Origin of the sequence: Pseudomonas sp. 21LCFQ010 (assembly GCF_024129905.1) — a bacterium.
Classification (GTDB): Bacteria; Pseudomonadota; Gammaproteobacteria; order Pseudomonadales; family Pseudomonadaceae; genus Aquipseudomonas.
The window spans coordinates 1-25,693 of sequence record NZ_JAMYDZ010000043.1; the positions used below are offsets into that span (position 1 = coordinate 1).

The window sequence follows — 25,693 nt, forward strand, 5'->3', positions numbered from 1 at the left end:
ACAGCATCCATTTCACCCCCACGTCTGCCTCATGGATGAATCTGGTGGAGCGTTTCTTCTCAACACTGAGCGAGAAATGGATCAAGCGCCAGGCTCATGTCAGCGTGAAGGATTTAGAGGCCTCAATCGAGTACTACCTGGAAACCTACAACCAGAATCCGAAGCCATTTCGCTGGCACAAAAAAGCGAACTAGATCCTGGGTTCCGTAGCGCGTGCAGCAAAAGCATTGGGTAAGTAGTTTTTCGCCCTACTTGTGAAACACCACACTAGCGAATGCACGAAAAAAGGCTGTCGAAGCGCGCGAACTGCTCGCGCAAGGCATCGACCCCAAAGTGCAGCGCAACATGCTAAATGAAACCAGGCGAGCCGAAACTGAACACACCTTCGAGAACGTCGCTCTCGCCTGGTTCGAGCTCAAAAAAGACTCGGTCACCCCGGCCTACGCCGAAGATATTTGGCGCTCGCTCACGCTGCACGTGCTGCCGAGTATGAGAATCACGCCACTGGTGAAGATCACTGCCCCGATGGTGATCGAGCTGCTTCGCCCGCTCGAAGCCAAAGGCAGCTTGGAAACGGTGAAACGCTTGACCCAGCGGCTCAACGAGATCATGACCTACGGCGTTAACTCCGGGCTGATCTTCGCCAACCCGCTCAGTGGCATTCGCGCTGTGTTCAAAAAGCCCAAGAAAGAAAACATGGCCGCGCTTCCGCCCGAAGAGCTTCCCGAGCTTATGATGGAAATCGCCAACGCCAGTATTAAGCGCATCACCCGCTGCCTGCTCGAATGGCAACTGCACACCATGACCCGCCCCGCCGAAGCGGCCACCACTCGATGGGTCGATATCGACTTCGATAAAGCGTTATGGGTGATCCCCGCCGAGCGCATGAAGAAGCGCCGCCCCCACGCGGTCCCCCTCACCGAGCAGGCGCTCGCACTGCTTGCCACGGTTAGGCCGCACAGCGGCAATCGTGAATATGTATTTCCCTCTGACCGCAATCCCCGCACCCACGCCAATAGCCAGACCGCGAATATGGCGCTCAAGAGGATGGGCTTCCAAGACCGCCTGGTCAGCCACGGTCTGCGCTCGATGGCCAGCACCATTCTTAACGAGCATGGCTGGGACCCCGAGTTGATCGAGGTCGCGCTGGCGCATGTGGACAAGGATGAAGTGCGCAGTGCGTACAACCGTGCGGATTATATCGAGCGCCGACGGCCGATGATGGCGTGGTGGAGTGAATACATTCAGAAAGCGGCGACGGGCAACCTTTCGGCAACCGCGATCAACGTGACGCGTGATCGCATCGTGGTGCCGATCCGGTAGCGCTGCGGCATCGGTGGCAGAAAGCGCGCCGTCAGACTCACCGGCGGCAGTGGCCAACTCACTTTGCTCTAAGCCTCTCCGGCCCAGCCCCTGGGTATGGGGAGGCTTCGCATCCCCATACCCAGGGGCTAACACTATAAAAGCGACGAGCGGCCGCGCCGCTACTGAATGCCACCGATTTCCACTCCACGCCAACGCTTTCAATTGGCGCAATTCCAGGCGCGTTTCGCCATTGACCCATACCCCCATCGCCATTAAAACGAAGCTTCCAAACGCTGCCGTTGGCAGCACCCCAGATGGCCAGAGCCTTCAAGGTCATGCCGCTAACGCGGTGGCTCAACCTAAGTACGATTCGCGTCCGGCAGCTCGTACGGTCACTACCCTCGTGATGGATGCCCACTTCACTTCGTTGCCCATGCGGCAACCACCCTACCCTCTTGCTGCCTTGTAGCAACCCATTCGTATGGCCATTTCATATGCGCCATCCCTTTGCCCGTCTCTTTCTAAGGAAAGAGACGGGCGCACATACCACCGCTGCCGGCAAGGTAATACGTGGCTTTGCCGCAATCCTCCTCGTGACAATCGGCGTGACAAACGCCGAAGCCACCTACAACAACGATGTAGATGATGGTGCCGCAGACCTTAACTGGACTGCGCCTGGCTGACAGCCAGGCACGCCCCTGTCATCGCGTCGTTGCCTTCAACCGACTCAGGCTCTCGCGGCGATGGTTTCGTCACCCAACGCAGCCTCCACCCGCCCACCGGTTTCGGTGCTCAGGGGGCCAGATCATGAGATGCCCAAGCTCTCGGCCGTAAGGAGCCGCCAGTCCCGCGTAAGTGGACATCCCACAGGCCGCAGGGGCCTTGATCCCTGATAACACTCAGCATTCTTGGCGGGATGACGTGGGACGAAGACCTGCTGAATTAGGCGAGGGAACCGAAATGGTATTAGTAGGCAGGCGAGAAGGCCGCAATTTTGGCTACGGCAGGCAATTGAGCTACGCAGGGCCGCAGGCGCTGAAAGACATGTTCGGCGGAGGCCACTACGGCACGGTCAAGGCGCACTCTGATCGGTGGTTGGCATTCGTGAAGTGGTGTCGGTCTGAAGCGGGGCCCGGGGTCAATGATGCGCGGCAGATTGATCGCGAGGTGCTGTCGGACTATGCCGCATACCTTCGCGGCCTGGTTGAGCACGGAGACCTAGCAATCAGCACTGCACAAAACCGGCTATCCAGCGTTAACAGAACCATGGCAGCGCTTCGCGGTGATCAATATGTGAAATTGCCAAGTCCGAGCAAGGCGTTAGGTATGCAGCGCACCGGGGTCCGTCAATCGGTGCCGCAAGGCCAAGACCGCGAACAGGTACAGCAGATCGTCGAGACGCTTTGTAGCCGTGATCAGATGCGGGCAGCAGCGATAGTTCAGTTGACGCGAGCCACGGGGATGCGTTTGCGCGAGGCCATCCTGGCTGACCTGTCACGGCTGAGCCGTGAAGCCGCGCTCTACGGCAAAATCAATATCCAGGATGGCACCAAAGGCGGCCGCGCCGGTACATCTGCCCCCCGCTGGATTAAGGTGGATGACCATATTCGTGGCGCACTTAGATTTGCATTGCAAGTATCCCCCGCGGATAGCCGCAACCTGATTGCTCCAAACGAGAGCTATCTGAACGTTCTGCAGGAAATAGCCCGGCCAGCGAGAGAGGTCCTGAAAGCACACGACCTCAAAGGCTTTCACGAACTTCGGGCGGCGTTTGCATGTGAGCGCTATGAACAGATCACACATCACCGTGCGCCTGTAAATGGTGGTCAGTGCTACGCCATAGACCGGCGCCTAGATCTTGAGGCTCGCATGCAGATCAGCAATGAGCTGGGGCATGGACGGATTGAGGTGGTCGCTGCCTACATAGGGGGGAGGGTATGACTAAGGCGTTTGATATGGAGTTGTTCTTGAGTGCCGTGCTGACAGGGTCGCATGCGACGCGGCACCGGCATTTGCGGCAGGCGAGAATCATCCAATCTGAAATCGCAAAACGCTGGCAGCGTTCAACTCCTTGGGCCTGGCAGCGAAAGCATTTGGTTTGGTTTCTTGAACATTCCCTCACCGGCCGCAGTGAGGCAACACAGTATTACTATTTGCTTACTGTCCAACTGCTCGCACGACGCCTGGAAAGGGCATGGGTTTTTAAACGTTGAGTGGAGCTCCCGTTCCTAACCATCGGTAATCGCCACCGCCTCGGAAAATCACGGCGTCGACGCGCCTATTAGCAACCTCCTCAGTGCTGAGGAAATCATGACTTTTAAAGTCAGCCCGGTTATGCGCAAATCGCGCCGCATACAAGCGTAACGTCTCGCCCTCGGCCAGTAGCTGATCACGCTGGACCGACGGCATATGGTTATACACGCACCACGCTTCGTCTGGCATTATGCCTTTATAGCGCCACCATTCTCGGGATGGCTGGTGACGAACTCAAGGGATGGAACATGGCAGAGAACAGCAACTTCGCCTTTTTCAAAGAACACGATCCGGTTTTTTTCCAACTTGCCAATGCGGCCGAGCGAGTATTTTCCAGCGACCCCAACACGACGCTGATCAAACTGCGCCAGTTGGGCGAAGCGCTCGCCCAGGATCTGGCGGTAAGAGCAGGCATTGAGTTCGACGCCACCACTTCCCAAGCTGATCTGCTATTCCGCCTAAGCCGTGAAATCCAGCTCGACGGCAACATCCGCAACCTGCTCCATACGCTGCGCATCGAAGGCAATAAGGCTACCCACGAATTCCGCACCCAGCATCGTGAGGCACTGGACGGACTGAGGGTCGCACGCGCCTTGGCGATCTGGTATCACCAGTCATTTGGCACGGGCGGCAGCACCTTCAAACCTGGGCCGTTCATGGTTCCGGCCGATCCGAGTGAGCCTCTACGTGAGCTGCAGGGGCAGATCGAAAAACTTCGCGCAGAGCTGGGCGACAGTCGCCAGCAATTGGAGAACAACCATCAATTAGCCGAGCTACTGGCGCAAGAAAAGCATGAGCAAGCCAGTCTTGTTGGGCAGATGAACGAGGAAGCTCGCGTCTACGAGCAGATTGCCCTTGAACGCGAGGCCGAACTATCGAAGGCCCGAGTCGATTTCGAGGCACGGCTGAAAGTGCTGCAACAACAGCTTGAAGATCAGCCGCAAGCTGCCCAGCAGGTCACGCGCAAAACTCAGCAGGCAAGCAGCCAGTTCGACCTCAATGAAGACCTCACCCGTATTCTCATCGATCAACAGTTGAACGATACCGGCTGGGAAGCCGATTCGCTCGATCTTACTTACAGCAAGGGCGCTCGGCCCGAAAAGGGCAAGAATAAGGCCATCGCCGAATGGCCAACCAGCAAGCCGAAAGAAAACGCTGATTACGTGCTGTTCGCCGGCCTAATCCCAGTCGCCATCGTCGAAGCCAAGCGCAAGCGCGTCAACATAGCGGACCGCATTCCCCAAGCCGAGCGCTATTCACGCCAAATGATCGTTACCGATAATCTGCAACCGGCCGGGCAGAACACGGGCTGGACGGATGGCCAGGGCGGCCACTTCAAAGTCCCGTTTGCCTTTGCCTGCAATGGCCGGCCCTTCATTAAGCAGCTCGCCGAGCTTTCTGGCATCTGGTTTCGTGACTTGCGCAGTCCGGCCAACCTGCGCCGGCCGCTGCAGGACTTCCACACGCCGGGCGGCCTACTCGACCTACTCAAACGCAGCCGTGAGGACGCCGAGGCGAAACTACAGCAGGAAGGCTTCGCCTATCTCAAGCTGCGTGACTATCAGGAAAACGCCATCCGCGCCGTCGAACAGGCCCTAGCCGCCAATCGCCGCAACTGTCTGCTGGCCATGGCGACCGGAACCGGCAAAACGCGCACTATCATTGGCTTGATGTACCGCCTGCTGAAGGCCGAGCGCTTTCGCCGTATTCTTTTCCTGGTCGATCGCAGCGCCTTGGGGGAACAGGCCATCGAAGCCTTCAATGAGGCGACGCTGGAACAGAACCACACGCTGGCGCAGATCTACGACGTCAAAGAACTAGGTGACATGGCTGCCGAAGCTGAAACACGGGTTCAGGTCGCCACTGTGCAGGCCATGGTCAAGCGCATCTTCCAGTCGGACACTCCGCCGCCCATCGATGCCTTCGACTGCATCATCGTCGACGAAGCCCACCGCGGTTACACCCTCGATCAGGAAATGACTGAAGGCGAGCTGGCAGTGCGCGACTTCAACCAGTATCTATCGCAGTATCGTCGCGTGCTCGACTATTTCGACGCCTGCCGCGTCGGGCTCACCGCTACCCCAGCCAAGCACACCAGCGAGGTCTTCGGAGCTCCGATATACACCTACAGCTACCGTGAGGCCGTGGCTGACGACTGGCTGATTGATCACGAACCTCCAATCCGCTACCAAACCCTGCTGAGCCAGAATGGCATCCACTTTGCCAAGGGCGAGAGCGTCAGCGTCATCGATACGAGTACCGGCGAAGTGGATGTCGCCGAGCTTGAGGACGAACTCGACTTCGAAATCGAGTCCTTCAATCGCCGCGTGATTACGCCCGGTTTCGACAAGGTCATCTGCGAGCAACTGGCGCAAGAGCTCGACCCGTCGGGCGACGAAAAAACGATGATTTTTTGCGTTAACCAGGCCCATGCCGAGCGGGTCAAAAACCTTCTTGACGTAGCCTTCAAGGACGTTCACGACGAGGATTACAACCAGGCAGCTGTACAGATCATCACCGGGCAAAGTGACAAGGTCAAACAACTGATCCGCCAGTACAAGAACGAACGCTACCCGAGTATTGCCATCACGGTCGACCTGTTGACCACCGGTATCGACGTACCGCGCATTTGCCACTTGGTGTTCATGCGCCGGGTGCGTTCGCGCATCCTCTACGAACAGATGAAGGGCCGCGCGACTCGCCGCTGCGATGAAATCGGCAAGACGGTATTCAAGATCTACGACCCAGTTGACCTGTACGCTGCCCTCGAACCAGTAGATACAATGAAGCCGCTAGTGAGAGACCCAAGCATCAGCCTCGAACAGCTGGTCAGCGAGCTAACCAACCCAGCCAGCCTTGATGCTCCTGGTAACCAACCAGACACTAGCCATGCTCACGACGTCCTGGACCAGCTCAGCCAGCGGGTCATGCGTATTCTGCGCAAGGCCAGCCATAAGGCCGAGCAAAAGCCAAACCTAAAGGCCAAGCTCGCCGAGCTGGAGAACACCTGGGGCGTAGCCCCGGACAAACTGCATCAGCACCTGCACCAGCTCGGCCCACAGCAAGCTGCCCGGTTCATCCAACAGCATGCCCAACTGCTCGATCAGCTCGCCACGGTTAATGCCCTGCTGGGATCGCTGAACTACCCGGTGATCTCCACTCACACAGACGAACTGATGGTCCGTGAGCAGAACTACGGCGATTACCACAAGCCCGCGGACTATCTGGAAAGCTTCAACGACTTCATTAAGAATCAGTTGAACCAGTCAGTGGCCCTCGGCGTAGTGGTCAACCGCCCCCAAGACCTGACCCGTGAACAATTGCGCGAAGTACGCCTGCTGCTCGACGAGCATGGCTACAGTGAGGTGAACCTGCAAAGCGCCTGGCGCAACCAGACGAACCAGGAAATCGCTGCCAGTATCGTCGGTTTCATCCGCCGCGCTGCCCTCGGAGAGGCTTTGCTGCCATTCGAACAGCGCGTAACCAAGGCGATGGAGACGATTTACACCCTGCAGCCTTGGACTCAAGTTCAGCGTAAGTGGCTGGACCGCCTGGCTAAGCAGCTGGTTCACGAGGTCGTTATCGACAAAAAGCAGATTGGTGAAGCGTTCAAGAGCGATGGCGGCAGCACGCGGCTGGACAAAATGCTCGGCGGCAACCTGGGCGTGGTGCTGGATGCCCTGAATGACAACCTTTGGGCACAAACGGGATGAGACCGATCTGGAACGCCGGATTGGCCAGCGTGCTCGTTCATAAGGGATAATGCCCCTGCTATACGCCTTATCGCTGCGCTACTTAGAGATGCCTCATGACCCCTGCTGAGCTTCATCAGATCCTTGACCGTGGTGAGGACAGCCGCCATCAGTTCAAGCGTGATTTCAGCAATATCGATGCCTTGGCAGCCGAGTTGGTGGCGTTCGCCAATACGTCCGGTGGCTACTTGCTGATTGGCGTAGACGACTCCGGCGCGGTGAGCGGGTTGAGTAGCACCGACATTTCGCGACTCAATCAGCTGCTCTCCAACGCGGCCTCACAGAATGTCCGCCCGGCGATCAATCCATTGTCCAGCAACCTTCAGACCGAACACGGGATGGTCATGGTGGTGACAGTCGAACAAGGGCTGAATAAACCCTATGTCGACAACCAGGGTCGCATCTGGGTAAAGAACGGCGCCGACAAGCGTCGGGTCACGGCCCGTGAAGAACTGCAGCGTTTGTTCCAGCAGGCCGGGCTGGTGTGTGCTGATGCAGTACCGGTCGCGGGCAGCAGCGTAGCGGATATAGATGCCAAGGCGCTCGGCGAGTACTTTCAAAGACGCTTTCGGCAGAGCCCCGAACAGACAGGTTTGGAAACTATCCGCATCCTGGAAAATCTTGGCCTCGCCAGTGGCGACACACCCAATTTGCCCGGTTTGCTGCTCTTCGGCCAGGCGCCACAACGTCTGTGCCCGGCGTTCGATGTCAAGGCCGTGGCGTTTCCGGGCACGGTTCTGCATGACCGCCACTATCTAGACAGCGAAGATATCGACGGTAATCTGCAGGAGCAGTACCGACGCAGCCTTGCCTTCATAAAGCGCAACCTACACCACGTGCAGCGCCAGCAGGGCTTCAATACCCTCGGCCAACTGGAAGTGCCGGAGGAGGTATTTGAAGAACTGCTGGTCAATGCCCTGATCCACCGCGACTACTTTGTCAGAGCCTCCATCCGGATCATGATCTTCGCCGATCGCATCGAACTGATCAGCCCCGGGCACCTGCCTGACGTGCTCGATACCGAGAAAATTCGATTCGGCCTGTCCAACCGTCGTAACCCGACGCTCACCTCCCATGCTGTGCACATTCTCCCCTATCGCGGTTTGGGCACCGGCATCCCGCGCGCTATCGATGCTTGGCCAATGATCCGGCTGGAGGATGACCGGCAGAGTAATCAGTTCAAGGTGGTGATTCAGCGCGCCGTTGAAAAAGGGCCTCTTTCGGGCCCAGGTGGGGACCAAGTAGGGACTAAGTCGGGACCAAGTAGGGACCAAGTAGGGACTGAGTCCGCTGCCGAAGAAGAACATGCCGAAACTCGCCTGTCTTTGCAGCAAGAGCAGATAACGATGCTGTGCAAAATGACAGGCGATCACACTGCGCCAGAGCTAATGACCTTCGTCGGGCGCAGAAACCGCAGCAAGTTCCGCGAGCAGGTTTTGACCCCACTACTGACGATTGGCGTGGTCGAGATGACCATTCCAGACAAGCCCAACAGCAGCAAGCAACGCTATCGCCTGACTGCGGCCGGCCGAGCTCTAAAGGCCGAACAACGCTCCTCAGACGACTGAGCCCAGACAACCACTTCTTTGCGCCAGCGCAATCTGGCGCTTTACACACTTCGCCACAGGTACCCAATGACCAACTCCGATATCGTCCAGAAACTCTGGAACCTCTGCGACGTCCTGCGCGACGATGGCATCAACTACAGCGACTACGTCACCGAGCTCGTGCTTCTGCTGTTCATCAAGATGGAGTACGAACAGGTACAGAACAACGACAGCTTCGGCCACAAGCTGCCCGAAGGCGCGCGCTGGCCAGACCTGGCTGGCAAGTCCGGCGTTAACCTGCTCAATCACTACCGGCAGATGCTGCTGGACCTTGGCAAAAACCCTGACCCGCTGATCGCCGCCATCTACGCCGACGCTCAGACTCGCCTCAAGGAACCGCGCCACCTCGAGCAGTTGATCAAGAGCCTCGACGGCATCGACTGGTTCAGCGCCCGCCAAGACGGCCTCGGCGATCTTTATGAAGGCCTACTGGAAAAGAACGCCAGCGAGACCAAGTCCGGCGCCGGCCAGTACTTCACCCCGCGCCCGCTGATTGACAGCATCATCCGCTGCATCAAGCCGCAGCCGGGCGAGACCATACAAGACCCGGCCGCCGGTACTGCGGGCTTTTTGATCGCTGCTGACGCCTATATCAAAAGTCGAACCGACGATTACTACGACCTCGACGCCAAAGCCCAGGCATTCCAGCGCAATCGCGCCTTTGTCGGCGTAGAACTAGTGCCGGGCACTCGCCGTCTGGCGCTAATGAACACACTGCTGCATGGCATGGAGGGCGACGAAGAAGGCGTGGTGCACCTGGGCAACGCCCTAGGTCAGACCGGGGCCAACTTACCCAAGGTCGACGTCATCCTCTCCAACCCACCGTTCGGCACTGCCAAGGGTGGCGGTGGCCCGACTCGTGATGACCTCACGTACCGCACCAGTAACAAGCAGTTGGCCTTTCTCCAGCACATCTACCGTGGCCTCAAGCCGGGCGGCCGCGCCGCCGTGGTGCTGCCGGATAACGTGCTGTTCGAGGCCGGCGTTGGCACCGAGGTGCGTCGCGACCTGATGGACAAGTGCAACCTGCACACCATCCTGCGCCTGCCTACTGGCATCTTCTACGCACAGGGTGTGAAGACCAACATACTGTTTTTTCAGAAGGGCACCGTGGAAAACCCGCGCCAGGAGGAAGGTTGCACCAAGCGCGTGTGGATCTATGACCTGCGCAGCAACATGCCCAGCTTCGGCAAGCGCACGCCCTTCGGCCCCACTCACCTCAAACCGTTCGAGGACGCCTATGGCGACACCCCCGACGGCGAAAGCCCACGCGCCGAGAACGTCGAAGGTATCGGTGAAAACAGCCGCTTCCGCAGCTTTACCCGCGATTACATCCGCAACGAGCGAAGTGACTCGCTGGACATCAGTTGGCTAACAGACAACAGCAGCTTGGATGCCGCTGACCTGCCCGCTCCGGAAGTGCTGGCGTGTGAGGCGATGGCTGAATTGACCGAGGCGCTGCGTGAGTTGGAAGAGCTGATGAAGGCGCTGGGGGCTGGGGATGAAGTATTAGCTCAAAGACAGTTGATGGCGGAAGTGATGGGGCTGGAAATGGGGGCTGGAGAATGAATAGCTCTCCTGCCGGCTGGTGTCTTGTCAAGCTTCATGAGTTAGGCATTTGGGGAAGTGGAGGTACACCCTCCAAAGGAAACGCGACTTACTATCAAGGTAACGTTCCTTGGGCAGTTATTGGCGACCTCAACGACGAACTACTTACAGAAACTGCCAATAAGATTTCGGCCTCTGGTCTTGCTAATAGCTCGGCGAAGCTAATTCCCGCGGGAACGCTACTAATCGCCATGTACGGCTCAATTGGTAAGCTTGCTATTGCTGGAATTGAATGTAGCACTAACCAAGCAATCGCTTTTTGCATAGTTGATAATGAAATTGCTGACAAAAAATATATCTTTTATGCACTGAAATTTTCGAGATCCGAGCTTGTCAAGCTTGGTCAAGGGGCAAGCCAACAGAATATTAGTCAAACCATTCTGAAATCATTTGAGGTACCTCTCGCGCCAAAGACAGAACAAACCCGTATCGTCGCCAAGCTCGACGAACTACTAGCTCAGGTCGATACTCTGAAATCTCATATCGACAGCATCCCCACACTGCTCAAGCGCTTCCGCCACTCCGTCCTAGATGCCGCCGTTTCGGGGCGGTTGACGAAGGAGTGTCGAAATGGCGCAGTTGCCAAATGGGACACGCTAACTTTGGCGGATATTATTGATGGCAAACCAAGAAATGGTTATTCCCCCAAGCCCGTGGCGTACGAAACCGCTATAAAAACGCTGAGTTTGTCCGCCACGACCTCCGGTGTATTTAAAGGCGAGCACTTCAAATATGTAGATGAGGCAATTCCGCGGGACTCTCACCTATGGCTCTACCCAGGCGACATCCTCATTCAGCGAGCAAATACTTTAGAGTATGTGGGCGTCAGTGCAATTTATGATGGTGAACCAATGAACCACATATATCCCGATCTCATGATGAAGTGTAGGCCGAAGGAAGGCGTGCTCACGGAGTACCTCCATATGTGCCTATCGAGTCGAGCGGTTCGCAAGCACTTCCGAGACAATGCGACTGGCACCGCAGGGAACATGCCGAAAATAAATCAACAGACTGTGATGAGCGCTCCGGTCCTTCTAGCTCCGTTGTCAGAGCAAACTGAAATTGTCCGCCGCGTCGAGCAACTGCTTGTCTTCGCCGACCAACTTGAAGCTCGCGTTAAAGCAGCCCAAGCGCGCATTGACGGCCTGACGCAAAGCATCCTAGCCAAGGCTTTCCGCGGCGAACTGGTGCCGCAAGACCCGAACGACGAACCGGCCAGCGTACTGCTGGAGCGCATCAAAGCCCAACGCGCCGCCACGCCTAAGACAAAGCGCGGGCGTCGAGTTGCTACGCCGAGCTAAGCCTTTCATCAGGAAGAACGAACCATGCCTGTCCCGACCTACGACCAGTTCATCGAGCCCATCATGCGTTTTCTCGCCGCCCACGCGGAGGGTGCCACTGCGGGCGAGGCCCATGAAGCGGCCTCCGTGATGCTTGGTCTAAGCGAGGAGCAGCGGCAGGAGACCATCGCCAGTGGCCAGGCCACCTACAAGAACCGTTCAGGCTGGGCGCATGATCGGCTGAAGCGCGCCGGTTATTCCAGCAGCGCAAAGCGTGGCTACTGGCAGCTGACCGACACCGGCCGCGCATTCGCTCAGGCCAACCCTGCCCCGTTGAGCGCAGAACAGGTCGAGCATCTAGCTGTGAACTTCATGAGCGTGAAGCTGAAGACAGCGCCGGACGCCGCCTCGCTGGATGAAAGCAACGACACGTCAACGCCGATTGTCCAGACCGACCTCGCCACTAGCAGCCCGCAGGAGAGGCTGAACCAAGCCATACTCGAACTGCGTACCAGCGTTGCGGGCGACCTGCTGGACAGCCTGCTGCAAGCGAGCCCGACGCGCTTCGAGCACATCGTACTCGACGTGCTGCACAGCCTTGGCTACGGCGCAAACCGTCAGGCGCTGCAACAAGTCGGCGGCAGTGGCGATGGCGGCATTGACGGAGTGATCTCGCTGGACGCGCTGGGGCTGGAGAAGGTCTACGTGCAGGCCAAGCGCTGGCAGAGCACCGTCGGCCGCCCCGACCTGCAGGCGTTTTATGGCGCCCTGGCCGGGCAGAAAGCCAAACGCGGTGTATTCATCACCACTTCCGGCTTCACCGCGCAGGCCGTTGACTTTGCGCGCTCGGTCGAGGGGCTGGTGCTGGTCGACGGCAAACGCCTGGTCAATCTGATGCTCGACCACGAGGTGGGCATCAGCTCGCAGCTTTACAAGGTGCCCAGGCTCGACAGCGATTACTTTGACGAATCACTCGGCTGAGCCGAAGTGCAGCCCAAATACTTGAGCGCAACTGGGTGTCGCTCCTAAGTACCTTAAAATCAGGGATAAAAGTAGTTAACAAACGCCGTCGGCTACACTTCGATCTCGAATCCTGATAGAGGCTGAGCTCAACAAGCATCATCCATGCGAAGCCAGATTACGCAGCATTCCAAGTGGTATTCCAAGCAATTGGACTAATCAACTATTAGTCAATAAAATCAGCTTTCTACAGGCTTATTTCAGATTACCCCGGCGCACCGTACCCCCCTCCCCCCTCACCCATCCGTAAACCCCATTCCCCGCACATGCCCCCTGGCCAGCGGCGGTGGGCAATCCGGTTCGCTGAAGTCCGCTGTCCAGCGCCAGTTGCGGATTTCCGGCAGGTCTTCAAGGTGTTCGCGAATCCATACCTCATGCCGGCTCAGCTGGCGGGTGAAGTGGTCCACGGCCGTTGCGCTTTGGGGGTGTAGCCGGGGTATGTGGCTCAGGGCGTCGATGGCCAGGTGGTAACGGCTCATTCGGTTGAGCACTACCATGTCGAACGGGGTGGTGGTGGTTCCCCGGTCGCTGAAGCCTCGTACGTGGAAGCGCGCTTCGTTGGCGCGGCCATGGACCATTGAGTGGATGACCCAGGTGGAGCCGTGGAAGGCGAACATGACCGGGGCTTCGCGAGTGAACAGGGCGTCGAAGGAGGCGGTGTCGAGGCCGTGCGGGCGTTGCTCCGGTGCGCAGAGGGTGCCGAGGTCAACGATGTTGACGACCCGGACACGAATGTCCGGGACGTGTTTGCGCAGCAGCCAGGCGGCGGCGACGGTTTCGGTGGTCGGAACATCGCCTGCGCAGCCCAGGATTACGTCGGGTTCATGCTCCTGGTCGTTGCTGGCAAAGGCCCAGATGGAGGCGCCTTGTGAGCAGTGCCTGAGTGCGGCGTCGAAGTCCAGCCACTGGAAATCCGGCTGTTTGCCGCAGGTCACGACGTTGACATAGTTCCGGCTGCGCAGGCAGTGGTCGAAGACGTTGATCAGGCAGTTGGAGTCTGGCGGGTAGTAGACCCGTACGACGTCCGCACGGCGTTGCAGCACGTTGTCGACGAAGCCGGTGGACTGGTGGCTGAAGCCGTTATGGTCGTTGCGCCAGGCGTGGCTGGTGATGAGGATGTTCAACGAGGCCAGCGGGCGGCGCCAGTGGAATTCCTTGCTTTGCTGCAACCATTTGGCGTGCTGGGTCACCATGGAGTCGACGACCTGGGCGAAGGCTTCGTAGGTGGACCACATGCCATGTCGCCCGGTGAGCAGGTAGCCTTCCAGCCAGCCCTCGCACAGGTGTTCGCTGAGCACTTCCATGACCCGCCCGTCAGGCGCAAGGTGGTCGTCGAGGGTCAGGCAGGTGCCGGAGGCTTTTCGGTCGGCGGCGTCGAACACGGCGTTGAGGCGGTTGGAGTTGGTTTCATCCGGGCCGAAGACTCTGAAGTTGTGCGGGTTGCTGCGCATCACGTCACGCAGGTATTCGCCCAGTTTGCGCGGTGCCTCGGCGATCACCTGGCCGGGGCCGGGGACTTCCAGGCTGTAGCCGGCGAAATCGGGCAGGTCCAGCGCCAGCAGCACGCGCCCGCCATTGACATGGGGCACGGCGCCCATGCGCAGTTCGGCGGGGGGCGTCAGGGCCTTGAGGTCTGGCAGGAGCGCACCGTGGGCATCGAACAGGTGCTGCGAGAGGTAGCCGCGCATCCAGCGTTCCAGTTGTGCCCTGTGCCCGGGGTTGTCGATGACGTTGGCCAGCGGCACCTGGTGGGCGCGGAAGGTTCCTTCGATTGGCACCCCGTCCACCACGTGCGGCCCGGTCCAGCCCTTGGGGCTGCGCAGGATGATCATCGGCCATTTCTCAGCCAGTGGATGGCCCTGCCTGGCGTGCAGCTGGAGTCGGCCGATGGCGTCGTGGGCACTGTTCAGCGCAGCCGCGAATCGCTGGTGCATGCCGGGCAGGTCGTCACCGGCGACGATGATCGGCTGATAGCCACGGCCGCGATACAGTTCGATCAGCCGCTCATCCGCCGTGCGCGCCTCGACGGTGGGGCCGGATATTTTGTAGCCGTTGAGATGCAGGATGGGCAACACGGCCCCGTCGCGGGCGGGGTCGATGAACTGCACGCTTTTCCAGCTGCCTTCAAGAGGGCACGTCTCCGCTTCGCCGTCGCCGATGACGCAGGCGACCAGCAATTGGGGGTTGTCGAACACCGCGCCAAAGGCATGCATCAACGAGTAGCCCAGCTCTCCGCCTTCATGCAACGAGTTGGGCGTGTGCGGCCCGCAATGGCTGGGGATGCCACCGGGGGCGGAAAAACTGCGGAACAGGCGCAACATGCCGGCTTCGTCGGGGGCGACCTGCGGGTGCACTTCGCTGTAGGTGCCCTCCAGCCAGGCGCAGGCGTTGAGGGTCGGCCCGCCGTGGCCTGGGCCTGAGATAAAGACGGTTTCGACTTTGCGCTCATGGATCAGGCGGTTGAGGTGCACGTAGATGAAGTTCTGTCCGGCCGAGGTGCCCCAATGTCCTAGCAGGCGCGGTTTGATGTGGTCGGCGCTCAGTGGTTCGCGCAGCAGGGGGTTGTTGCGCAGGTAGATCTGGCCGACGCACAGGTAATTGGCCGCGCTCCAGTAGCGATGCAGCCGATCCAGCAGGTCGGCTGACAGCACGCCTGCGGCACTGTCTTGCGCGGCAAGGTGGTCAGGGCGCGGGGAGGCGTTGAGGTCGGCACTGGAAACCTGTGGGTTGAACACATACATGGCGGCTCCTTAGGGGCGGCGGAGTTGGCGTGGCGCTATTGGAGGACGAACACCTGGGTGCTCAGGCTGCTTGGTGCAAACGGCGCAGGGTGTGCCGTGCGATCACGGCGTTTTCATCCGTGGGAATCACCCAGGCCGTCACGGCACTGCCGGGGTGGGACAGGCAGTTCGTACCGGCCTGCCGCCCGTCACAGTCACGCTCCAGGCCCAGCCACCGGCAACCGTCGAGAATGGCGTTGCGCACGTCGCTGGCGTGCTCGCCCACGCCACCGGTAAACACCAGTGCGTCCAGGCCGCCCAGTGCCGCGGCAACCGCACCGATTTCCTTGACGACGTACCGCTCGAACAAGGCAATCGCTTCGGCAGCTTGCGGTGCGGCACTGGCGGCCAGCTCACGCAGGTCACTGCTGATCCCGCCGGACACCCCTAACAGCCCGCAATGGTGATAGAGCAGGTTCTCCAGACCCTTTGCGCTCATGTGCCGCTCGCGCATCAGGTACAGGAGGATGCCGGGATCCAGCCGGCCAGGCCGGGTGCCCATGAGCAATCCGTCGAGGGTGGAAAATCCCATGGTCGTGGCGCGGCTGGTCCGGTTGACCAGGCCACACAAGCTGGCACCATTACCCAGGTGGGCAACGATCGTTCTGCCGTGCGCCGCGTACGGGTCATGATCGATGAGCCGCCCGGCGATGTATTCGTAGGAAAGCCCGTGAAACCCGTAGCGGCGCAGTCCCTGATCAGTCAGTGTGCGCGGCAGCCCGAAGCGGCTTTCCAGCGCATCGAGCGTGCGATGGAAGACCGTGTCGAAACACACGAATTGCGGCAAGCCGGGGCGTTCGCGGGCCAGATGGTTGATCGGGGCGAGACATTTGGGCTGATGCAGTGGGGCCACCGCGCTCAAGGCTTGCATTTCGCTCATCAAGGCCGGGGTGACGATCATGGCCATCTCGGTGCAGTCGCCGCCATGTACCACACGGTGCGCTGCTGCAACGATGTCGCACCCGACGGCCTCGGCAATCCAGGCCATCAGCCGTGACAGCGTGTCGTCGATGGAGGTCGCATGGTCGCCTGGCCACTCGGCCTGTCGTTCCTGCTCGTCGCCGGAACCGAGAAACACCAGGCGCTGCATGCCCTTGCTCGCCTCCACGCTGCCGCGCCCCAGGCAGCGCTCCGCTTCGACGGGTACAGCCGCGTCATACAGGGAGAACTTCAGGTTCGAGGAGCCAGCGTTCAAGACCAACAGTACCGGAGGTGACTGATCGATCATTTGGCTCTCCTGGGGTCGCGCCCCTGTTGGCCCCGAGCGCCTGTACTGCCGGTCATGGCACGAGCGGGTACGGGTTGACGGCCACAACGCTGGTTTTCAGATGACGCACGACATGTTCGGTGGTGCTACCCAACCATTTGCCGTGCACGCTGCGATGGACGACGCCCATCACGATGACGTCGAAGTCGTGTGCCTCGCTGAATGCCACGATGACTTTCGCAGGGTTGCCCATGACCAGGTGCTTGCACTCGAGGGGCACACCGTAGCGCTCGGCCAGGTGATCGAACGCGTTTTCGTCCAGTTTGTAGATCCGCTCATGCATTTCGGAGTTGAACGCCAGGTCGCTCCCGCCGCTGAAGACGTAGGACAAATCGTAGGCGTACAGCAGGTGGAGCTCCGCGTTGCACTGCGCCGCGAGTTTTTCCGCCGTGGAGATGATCCGGTCGTTGAGGCCGTCGTACTGTTCGTCCGGGCGAAAAGGGTCAACGGCGGCGAGAATCTTGCGGGGAAGCACATGGGGCGCCGGATGGGCCACCAGGTGCAGGGCCACCGGGCATTTGCGCAGCAGGTGCTCATCCAGGGACGTGAACATGATTCGGGTCAGCCACGAATGGTGCTCCAGGTCCTTGATGACCAGCGAAGGTTTCATTTCGCCGATGTGCAGGATAATTTCGTCGAGCGGGTGTGCCACCCAGATGACTTCATGGGTGACCTGAACCCCAACACTGCGCATGGGCACGACCTGTTCTCCCAGCCACTTGCGATGTCGTTCCAGATACCCCTCTTTCATTTCCCGCAAGGCGTTATCATTCACAAGCCCGGCAGTGGCCAGCGCTTCGACATAATCAAACGCAACGATGTGCAGTGCGGCATCCTGGGCCTTGGCAAGGGCCAGGGCGCGGTCAAATGCCGGGGTTCGTTCCATCAGTGGCGACGCGATCAGCATCAAACGTTCAGCTTGGGACATGTCACACCTCCTTTCAGGGCCAAAGGGCGCGCATAGGGGTTCTGCGCTGGGCAGCGGCAGGGCTCTCGACAGGGCTCTCTACCGAAGCGCCGCGGCCGGCCTCGACGGTGTGGTCGCCGGGTTTGATGACCAGCACGCTGCTCGGTGAATGGATCAACAGTGATTCGGCCGTATTGCCGATGACTTTCTCCAGCCTGGTGCGCGGCAAAGTCCCCATGACCAGCAGGTCGATGTCCTGCTCGCGAGCAAACTCACTGATGGTCTGTAGCGGCGTGCCGGTCAGGAAATGCCGACAATCGTGCGCAATGGCATGTCGGTCGCACAGCGCGGAGAAAGCCTGCTCATGGGCCTCTCCCAGGGCTTCGTGAAAGCCGGTCTCGATTGGCAAGGCGCCCAGCATGGTGATGTTCCTGGCATAGAACTCCGACCAGTCATAGCTGTAGAGCACATGAACGCTGGCGCCACATTGCCTGGCCAGGCGGGCGGCCATGGCCACCAGCGTGTCATTGAGCTGCAGGTCCGCCTCTTGGTAACGGTAAAGATTGACGGCGGCCAGCACCTTGCCAGGCAGCGGGTGGCGGGCGTCCGTGACGAACTGGACAGGGCAGGTACAGTCGCGCAACAGGAGCCAGTCCAGCGGCGTGGAAAACAGCCGGGCGAAGAGCGGCTCATGATGCACGTCTTTGATCAGCATCATGGGGCGAGCCATCTGCACATGGGTACTGATCGCCTCGAAATCGTCATCGGTCCAGAGCACCTCGACCGAGCAGTCCAGGCCACGTGCGCGCTCTTGCGCGGCCTGCTCTTCCAGCCACCGGCAATGGCTCTCAAGGTAGCTGTCACGCAAGGCGACAAGCGCCGAACGGTCGAATACGCCCATGATTTCGAGGGCCCGGAAGTAGTCCAGTGCGAGGATCCGCAAGGCAGCATCGCAAGCCCGGGCCAAGGCCACGGCGCGCTCGAATGCGGGGGTGCGCTGCATGTTCGATGAGGCGATCAACAAAAAGCCTGGCGATGCGTTCATGGCGACCTCATTCAGCGACCTCAGTGGTGATCTGAAAGTGGCTACTTGGAGAAAGCGATGTCCAAACGCCTGACACGGCGCAGGCCGGCGCACATTCACAGGATGGGGCGATACCGGCGGCCGTTTCTGATCTATATCAGAAAGTCGGCGTTTCCCGGCGCCAGCCATCACGATCCCGAGCATAATCACGCCATACACCGAACGCAGAAGCATCCAGCGGAGATGCCTTCATGATCCTCGTCACCTTGATCAACATGCTGATCATCACCACTGCCGTGATCATTCACTACGAATGCCTGTTGCGCTTGAACTTGCTCATGCCCCGGCTCAAGATCTGGCATCGTTTCAGAATCGTCTTCGGTGTGCTGGGAGCGCTGGTGGCCCACGCCATCGAAGTCTGGGTCTTTGCGCTGGGTTATTACCTGCTGAACAAAAGCGCAACGCTGGGTCAGCTCGTCGGTCACTTCGACGGCAGCTTCATGGACTCGGTGTACTTCTCCTTTACCACCTACACCACCATAGGCTTCGGCGATATCTCGCCCGTGGGCCCGCTCAAGTTCCTGACCGGGCTCGAAGCCTTGACCGGTCTGGTGCTCATCACCTGGACAGCGTCCTTCCTGTTCATCGAAATGCAGAGGTACTGGAATCTTCAGGAAGCCACTGGACCCAGTCGGCAATGACCCCGAACGATCTCTAACACGGCATATTTGCGAGCGGGTGGGGGCGGCCCGTCCATCCGGCAACGATTGCAGCATGAGCCTGCAGGCGTATCGTTTTTGCCGGTAGTACACATAAATGTCGGGGGGCTCCCGCATGAACCACTGCCTACCCCTGCGCAGCGAGAGCTGTGCCAATTGTCGAGTGCGTGAGCTCTGCCTGCTGGTCGGGCTTGATACTGCGGACGCCAGACGCCTGGACCTGATCATTCCGCAGCGCATGAAGGTCAAGAAAGGTGCGGTTCTGTTTCATCTGGGAGACCCCATGCACTATCTCTATGCCATTCATCATGGGTTCTTCAAAACGACGTTTTGTTCAGAAGACGGCCGCGAACAACTGACCGGCTTTCAGATGCCGGGCGAGTTGCTTGGCATTGACGCGATAAGCAGCGGGGACTACGCCTGTGATGCCATTGCCCTTGAAGACAGCGAAGTCTGCCCGATCCGCTTCACCCAGCTTGAGCGCCTCGCCCGGGAACTGCCCTCGCTGCAACACAACCTGAACCGGACGTTGAGCCAGGAGCTGGTGCGCGACCATGAAGTTCTGATGTGGATGGGGAATCTCAAGGCGCAAGAACGGCTCGGGGCCTTCCTGCTGGACCTGGCCACACGTATGCAACGCCGTGGCTACTCGCCCCACGCGTTTGTATTGCGCATGACGCGAGAGGACATTGGTGCTTATCTAGGCCTGCGCCTTGAGACGGTGTGCCGGGCCATCGCCTACCTGCGCAACAACGATATCGTGCGAATCTCCGGACGGGCTGTTGAGATCGTCAGCCAGGAACGCCTCAAAGCTCTGGTTTCGGGCTGTAGCTCCCCCCGAAAGCTCCGCTCGGTACAAGAGCGCCTCTGTTGATTGGCGCAGTCATGGCGTAATCGCGACTTTCAGCACGCCGTCGCGCTGATGGGCAAACAGATCATAGGCCGCTTCGATCTCGTCCAGCCTGAACCGATGGGTGACCAGCGGTGACAGGTCGACAGCCCCACCGTCCACTACGGCCATCAAGCGCCGCATGCGCTCCTTGCCACCCGGGCACAGGGTGCTGACGATGCTGTAGTCCCCCAGCCCCGCAGCGAATGCCTCCAGCGGAATGCGCAGGTCATTGGCGTAAACGCCAAGGCTCGACAGCCGTCCGCCAGGGCGCAGCACGCGCAGAGCGGACTCGAACGTGCCTTGGGTTCCCAGCGCCTCGATCGCCACATCCACACCGCGACCGTCGGTCAGGGTCATGATCTGCTCCACTACGTCTCCCGCCTGAAAGTCGACCGTGTAGGTCGCACCCAGGCGCCGGGCGACACTCATGCGCTCTGCCACTGTGTCGACCCCGATAATGGTCGCCGCCCCCTTGAGCCGCGCACCCGCCACCGCACACAGCCCAATAGGGCCCAGCGCAAAGACCGCAACGCTGTCGCCAATGCGCACATCACCGCGTTCGGCCCCGGAAAACCCGGTGGACATGATGTCGGGGCACATGAGGACCTGTTCATCACTGAGGCCGTCCGGAATCGCACACAGATTGGCCATCGCATCGGGCACTCGTACGTATTCGGCCTGGCAGCCATCGATGGTATTACCGAATTTCCAGCCGCCGATGGCTCGAAAGCCGTGCCGGGCGTGAGGACCGTCCTGCGATGCACAGCCACACAGGCAGGCAAAACTGTGTCCACTGGGGGTGATGGCGCCGGCGATGACGCGCTGCCCCTCGAAGAAGCCCTGGACTTGCGAACCCAGCCGCTCGATCACACCCACCGGTTCGTGGCCGACGATGAGCCCACTGGTCACCGGGTATTCGCCACGCAGTATGTGGATGTCCGTGCCGCAAATGGTCGTGGTGGTGACCCGCACAAGCGCATCCAGGGGGCCTGGTTCCGGAATCGGCTTCTCTTCGAGCACGATGCGATTCTTTTCGACGAAAACCGCCGCTTTCATGCTGTTCATGGCTGGCCTCGGGGCTGTTGGCGAGAACGCTCGGATAGGCCAATAGCCTGCCGCGCTACCCGTTGGGCCGCTTGATGATTATCAACAAACATCCTTGGCCCCCACGCGCCGACCGATGGTCGAGCGGCCCCGTCGTATTTCTGATTTTGATCAGTCGCCATCGTGCTGGTGGGCGTAGAAAGGCGCGTAGAGGCGCTGTACGTCGCAGCGCTGCGCTTCACAGCCCACCTATAGCAGATCAGGAGATCGACATGGCCAGGCCCGAACTGACCGAGCACCTGCCTACAGGCGCACTTGGGAAACATCACTGGATAGAGCCGCTCAACGACGGCACGCACGTCCTGATACGCCCTCTGGAGCCGCAAGACCGTGAGCGGGAGTTTGCCTTTATCAAGCATCTGTCCCCTCAATCCCGGCGCTTGCGCTTTCTCGCCACGATCAACGAACCCAGCGAATCAATGCTCGATCAACTGATGGATGTGGACTGCTGCAGACGCATGGCCTATGTCGGGCTCAGCATGGACCAGGGCAAGCTGATCGAGACCGGCGTCGCACGCTATGCCGCGCTGGCAGATAGCTCACAATGCGAATCGGCGGTGGTCGTTGCCGACTCATGGCAGCGCAAGGGACTTGGCACACTGTTGATGAAACACTTGATCAATACGGCCCGGCTCAATGGCTTCACCGAGATGTTATCCATCGACAGTGAGGCGAATTCAGGCATGCATCGATTGGCCAACAAGCTGGGGTTCGTACGCCGTCAGGATCCGCTGGATGCTACCCAGGTCATCCATCGTTTGAACTTGTGCTGAGCGGCGCCGGGAGCCCTTGCTTCGTCTGTGAAGCCTATGGACAAGATCAGAGTGGATCCGGCCCTGCTGGTGATCGCGCTTGGCTCACTGGCAGCCGGGATCATTGCCAGCCTGATCGGCAGGCATGACCTGGCGCATGGCCTGTGGGGCATTGGGGCGATGCTGGTGGCGTTAACGCTCGCGGTAGAGATCGTCATCGACCTGGTCAGACACCGGATGGGGGTGGATCTGATTGCGCTGTTGTCCATCGCCGGAGCCTTGTTTTTTTCCGAGTATCTGGTCGCGTCGGTCGTCGGGGTCATGCTGGCGTCCGGGCGCAATCTGGAGTATTTCAGTTCGCAACGTGCCGCACGCGAACTCAAACGCCTGATCCAGCGCGCACCCACGTTTGCCTGGCGGATCGAGGGCGGTGATCTGACCCGTGTGCCACTGCAGGAGGTTGTTCCCGGTCAACTGATCCTGGTGCGCATGGGCGACGTGATACCCCTCGACGGTGACCTGCAAGGCAGCGGAGCAATCGTCGATGAATCAGCGCTCACGGGCGAACCCATACCTGTGAATCACCGGCCGGGGGCCAGCATCAGAAGTGGCGGCATCAACGTCGGTACGCCCTTCTCGCTCCGGGTCAGGCGCAGCGCGCAGGAGAGTACCTATGCCGGCATTGTCAGAATGGCGACCCAGGCGCGTCAGTCACGACCACCGTTCGTACGCGCAGCCGATCGCTATGCGCTGATCCTCATCCCGGTGACGCTGTTGATTGCGGGGGTGAGCTGGGCCTGGTCTGCCGATCCGGTCAGGGCGCTCGCGGTGTTGGTCGTTTCCACGCCTTGCCCGTTGATTCTCGCAGCCCCTGTGGCCATCTTGTCGGGGATCTCTCGCTGCGCGCGACGGGGTATCCTCGTCAGGGACGGCGCCACGCTCGAAGCGATGGCCAGAACGCAAAGGGTGCTGTTCGACAAGACCGGAACCCTCACGGCGGGTCGGCCCTCGGTCATGGGTGCAGAAACCAGGGGCGATGTGGATGTACAGCGGATGCTGTACCTGGCCGGCTCCCTTGCACAGGGCTCACCCCATCCGGTCTCGATTGCCATCGCCGCATCCGCCCGTGTCGGCAACGTTGCGTTGGCAATCCCTACGCAAGTTGTCGAACAGCCAGGATCGGGTTTGTCGGGAGAGGTTGAAGGCCATCGAGTCTGGCTTGGTGGGCCGGACATCGCAGCTGCCACCACAGACAACTGGACGCAACACTTGATGAGCCGCCTGGACTTTCAGGGCCTTGGGGCCAGCCTGGTGGTTGTCGATAACCAGCTTGCCGGTGCCATCCTGTTCACCGATCCGCTACGCAAGGAGTCGGCACGAGCGTTGCGCCATATCAAGCAGATGGGACTCGACAAGATCGCGATGCTGACAGGCGATCGACTGGAAACCGCGGAATTGGTCGCCGTGGCAGCCGGTGTGGACGACGTCAGGGCTGGTTTGAGCCCTGAAGAAAAGGTCCGTGCAGTCCAGCAATCCTGCGTCGATGGCATCACGATGATGGTCGGTGATGGGATCAACGATGCACCGGCACTCGCCGCCGCAGATGTGGGCGTCGCGATGGGTGCCAATGGGGCAAGCGCGGCGTCGGAATCTGCCGGAGTGGTGCTTTTGGTCGACCGACTCGACCGTGTCGTTGAGGCACTGGAGATCAGTAAGCGCACCTACACGATCGCACGGCAAAGTCTGCTGATCGGCATGGGGCTGTCGGTTACGGCGATGTTGATCGCGGCAGCCGGTTACCTGCCGCCGCTGGCCGGCGCCATCCTGCAGGAGGGCATTGATGTCGGGGTTATCCTGAACGCGCTGCGGGCACTGGGTGCCGCTCGCGGACAGGGGGCCAGGGGGCTGCCCGATGAGCGTCTGGACCGGCTGGCCGCCGAGCACCTGAACATGAAACACATACTTCAGCAGCTCAGCAGCATGGCCTACAACTTTTCAAGCCTGCCTGCCGAGCAAGCCACAAAAGAATTGAGCAGCCTTCTGGAGCAATTCGACAATGAGCTGTTGCCCCATGAGCATGATGACGAAGAGCAGCTTTACCCCAGCCTTGTCGATTACCTGAAAGGCGACGACCCACTGGGAGCCTTGAGCCATACACACCGGGAACTCTTCCGGATGATCGGCCTGCTTCGGCGCATGAACCAGCAATTGGCAACTCAGCCTTCGAACGTCGACCTGAAGGAAATCCAGATACTGCTCATCCGCCTGGATACGTTGCTGGCGCTGCACTTTTCCCTGGAAGAGGAGCTTTATCAAACTCTGGATCTTCGATAACGGGATTCAATGCCTATGCACAGCGACAGTGCATCCTTGTTTACTGCGTCATGGAGTCCGGCCAGAGCCAGCTGCAGGTGCAGCCGCCTTCGCAAAACCGTGACAAAACTCAACGTTTTTCTCCAGGTACAGGCTTTCAATAACGGCCTTCCCTGGATCCCCATACCAGGGTCATGAGCCCGATAATCGGGGGTGATTATGAACAACTTTGCACTGCGACGCGCCATTCTCGATGAGCTTGAGTTTCAACCTCATATCGACGCGGGCGCTATTGGCGTTGCCATAGAAGAAAATGGCGTTGTCAGACTGACAGGGCATGTCAAAACCTATGCGGAGAAAATCGCGGCCGAGCGAGCCGTGAAAAGCGTCAAGGGCGTGAAGGCGGTTGCCCAAGAGATTGAGGTACGCGTTCCCGGCGACCTGGATCTAAGCGATGAAAGTATCGCTTCGCGCTGCGTGGATGTGGTCCGCTGGAATACGGCCACGGCTGCCGACCGGATACAGATTGAAGTTCAGCAAGGGTGGGTCACTCTTGAGGGTGAAGTCGACTGGCAATACCAGAGGCAAGCGGCTGAGGATGCCGTCCAGAAGTTGGCAGGGGTCGTTGGGATCAATAACCTGTTGGTGGTAACACCCAAGATCACCGCCGACGATGTGAAGAGTCGTATCGAAGCGGTCTTGGCGCGTAATGCAGAACTGGATACGAACAAGATTCGCGTTGTCGTTGATGGTAAAGCGGTGAAGCTTGAAGGGCATGTTCGCCATTGGCGAGAGCGCAGCGCTTGTGAGCAGGCGGCGTGGGGAGTGCCGGGTGTCAGTCGTGTCGAAAACTGTATCCTGATTGCCTAGCCGATTTTGACTCGGTGAATTACAGATCGGTGCCTGTACCTGGATGTTTTGATCTACTCCTGAGGCTGTCGCAGCACTTTTCTGCGCGCAAAAGCAAAACCCCCGATCGCAGAGCGATCAGGGGTTCTGTGTTTGAATCTTGACGATGACCTACTCTCACATGGGGAAGCCCCACACTACCATCGGCGATGTATCGTTTCACTACTGAGTTCGGGATGGGATCAGGTGGTTCCAACACTC

The 25,693-nt window shown here is 59.5% G+C and carries 17 protein-coding genes, 1 rRNA gene and 2 pseudogenes; 14 read left to right on the plus strand and 6 right to left on the minus strand.

Going from position 1 to position 25,693, the window contains the following annotated elements; genetic code table 11:
- From NJC38_RS27995 to NJC38_RS28035, 9 genes and pseudogenes are all read left to right on the plus strand, one after another.
- Positions 1 to 194, plus strand: a pseudogene (locus tag NJC38_RS27995) (integrase core domain-containing protein); the annotation flags it as partial.
- Positions 195 to 213: 19 nt separating this feature from the next.
- Positions 214 to 1,323, plus strand: a pseudogene (locus tag NJC38_RS28000) (tyrosine-type recombinase/integrase).
- Between the two features lie 942 nt (positions 1,324 to 2,265).
- Positions 2,266 to 3,246, plus strand: coding sequence for an integrase domain-containing protein (locus NJC38_RS28005; protein WP_253118049.1), 981 nt, complete (start codon positions 2,266 to 2,268; stop codon positions 3,244 to 3,246).
- Positions 3,243 to 3,518: a hypothetical protein gene (locus tag NJC38_RS28010; RefSeq protein WP_253118050.1), complete on the plus strand. Its 276-nt coding sequence runs from the start codon at positions 3,243 to 3,245 to the stop codon at positions 3,516 to 3,518. The genes NJC38_RS28005 and NJC38_RS28010 overlap by 4 nt, the downstream gene beginning before the upstream one ends.
- A gap of 288 nt (positions 3,519 to 3,806) precedes the next feature.
- Positions 3,807 to 7,271 carry a type I restriction-modification system endonuclease gene (gene hsdR / locus NJC38_RS28015; RefSeq protein ID WP_253118051.1) on the plus strand — a complete coding sequence of 1,155 codons (3,465 nt, stop codon included), beginning with the start codon at positions 3,807 to 3,809 and terminating at the stop codon, positions 7,269 to 7,271.
- A gap of 95 nt (positions 7,272 to 7,366) precedes the next feature.
- A complete protein-coding gene (locus NJC38_RS28020) occupies positions 7,367 to 8,878 on the plus strand; it encodes an RNA-binding domain-containing protein (RefSeq protein WP_253118052.1) in 1,512 nt (503 codons plus the stop codon).
- A gap of 66 nt (positions 8,879 to 8,944) precedes the next feature.
- Entirely contained in the window at positions 8,945 to 10,486 is a 1,542-nt protein-coding gene (locus NJC38_RS28025; protein WP_253118053.1) for an N-6 DNA methylase, read from the plus strand.
- Positions 10,483 to 11,826: a restriction endonuclease subunit S gene (locus NJC38_RS28030; RefSeq protein WP_253118054.1), complete on the plus strand. Its 1,344-nt coding sequence runs from the start codon at positions 10,483 to 10,485 to the stop codon at positions 11,824 to 11,826. Before NJC38_RS28025 ends, NJC38_RS28030 begins: the two co-directional genes overlap by 4 nt.
- Positions 11,827 to 11,850: 24 nt before the next feature.
- On the plus strand, positions 11,851 to 12,786 hold the full coding sequence (locus NJC38_RS28035) for a restriction endonuclease (protein ID WP_096481167.1): 936 nt from the start codon (positions 11,851 to 11,853) through the stop codon (positions 12,784 to 12,786).
- Between the two features lie 275 nt (positions 12,787 to 13,061).
- Here NJC38_RS28035 and NJC38_RS28040 read toward each other — a convergent pair whose 3' ends face one another.
- The 4 genes from NJC38_RS28040 to NJC38_RS28055 all read right to left on the minus strand — a co-directional run bounded on the left by NJC38_RS28040 (position 13,062) and on the right by NJC38_RS28055 (position 18,824).
- The gene (locus NJC38_RS28040; protein WP_253118055.1) at positions 13,062 to 15,566 is read right to left on the minus strand and encodes a phosphoketolase; all 2,505 of its coding nucleotides are present in this window, start codon (positions 15,564 to 15,566) and stop codon (positions 13,062 to 13,064) included.
- 61 nt (positions 15,567 to 15,627) lie between these two features.
- Positions 15,628 to 16,833, minus strand: a complete 1,206-nt coding sequence (locus NJC38_RS28045; protein ID WP_253118056.1) for an acetate/propionate family kinase — start codon at positions 16,831 to 16,833, stop codon at positions 15,628 to 15,630.
- Between the two features lie 52 nt (positions 16,834 to 16,885).
- A complete protein-coding gene (locus tag NJC38_RS28050) occupies positions 16,886 to 17,800 on the minus strand; it encodes a universal stress protein (protein ID WP_253118057.1) in 915 nt (304 codons plus the stop codon).
- Positions 17,801 to 17,813: 13 nt separating this feature from the next.
- A complete protein-coding gene (locus NJC38_RS28055; RefSeq protein WP_253118058.1) occupies positions 17,814 to 18,824 on the minus strand; it encodes a universal stress protein in 1,011 nt (336 codons plus the stop codon).
- 230 nt (positions 18,825 to 19,054) lie between these two features.
- Here NJC38_RS28055 and NJC38_RS28060 point away from each other — a divergent pair, with 230 nt between their 5' ends.
- Positions 19,055 to 19,504: a potassium channel family protein gene (locus tag NJC38_RS28060; RefSeq protein ID WP_253118059.1), complete on the plus strand. Its 450-nt coding sequence runs from the start codon at positions 19,055 to 19,057 to the stop codon at positions 19,502 to 19,504.
- A gap of 133 nt (positions 19,505 to 19,637) precedes the next feature.
- Positions 19,638 to 20,396: a cyclic nucleotide-binding domain-containing protein gene (locus tag NJC38_RS28065; protein ID WP_253118060.1), complete on the plus strand. Its 759-nt coding sequence runs from the start codon at positions 19,638 to 19,640 to the stop codon at positions 20,394 to 20,396.
- 9 nt (positions 20,397 to 20,405) lie between these two features.
- Here the strand turns inward: NJC38_RS28065 and NJC38_RS28070 are convergent, their stop codons facing one another.
- Complete coding sequence (locus tag NJC38_RS28070; RefSeq protein WP_253118061.1) at positions 20,406 to 21,479, minus strand: NAD(P)-dependent alcohol dehydrogenase; 1,074 nt, start codon at positions 21,477 to 21,479, stop codon at positions 20,406 to 20,408.
- A 251-nt stretch (positions 21,480 to 21,730) separates the two neighbouring features.
- Here NJC38_RS28070 and NJC38_RS28075 point away from each other — a divergent pair, with 251 nt between their 5' ends.
- The 3 genes from NJC38_RS28075 (at position 21,731) to NJC38_RS28085 (ending at position 25,453) form a co-directional block, all read left to right on the plus strand.
- Entirely contained in the window at positions 21,731 to 22,291 is a 561-nt protein-coding gene (locus NJC38_RS28075) for a GNAT family N-acetyltransferase (protein ID WP_253118062.1), read from the plus strand.
- A 36-nt stretch (positions 22,292 to 22,327) separates the two neighbouring features.
- Positions 22,328 to 24,604: a heavy metal translocating P-type ATPase gene (locus tag NJC38_RS28080; RefSeq protein WP_253118063.1), complete on the plus strand. Its 2,277-nt coding sequence runs from the start codon at positions 22,328 to 22,330 to the stop codon at positions 24,602 to 24,604.
- A 198-nt stretch (positions 24,605 to 24,802) separates the two neighbouring features.
- A complete protein-coding gene (locus NJC38_RS28085; protein ID WP_253118064.1) occupies positions 24,803 to 25,453 on the plus strand; it encodes a BON domain-containing protein in 651 nt (216 codons plus the stop codon).
- A 137-nt stretch (positions 25,454 to 25,590) separates the two neighbouring features.
- On the opposite strand, the gene rrf is transcribed toward NJC38_RS28085, so the two are convergent.
- Positions 25,591 to 25,693 (minus strand): 5S ribosomal RNA (gene rrf / locus NJC38_RS28090); the annotation flags it as partial.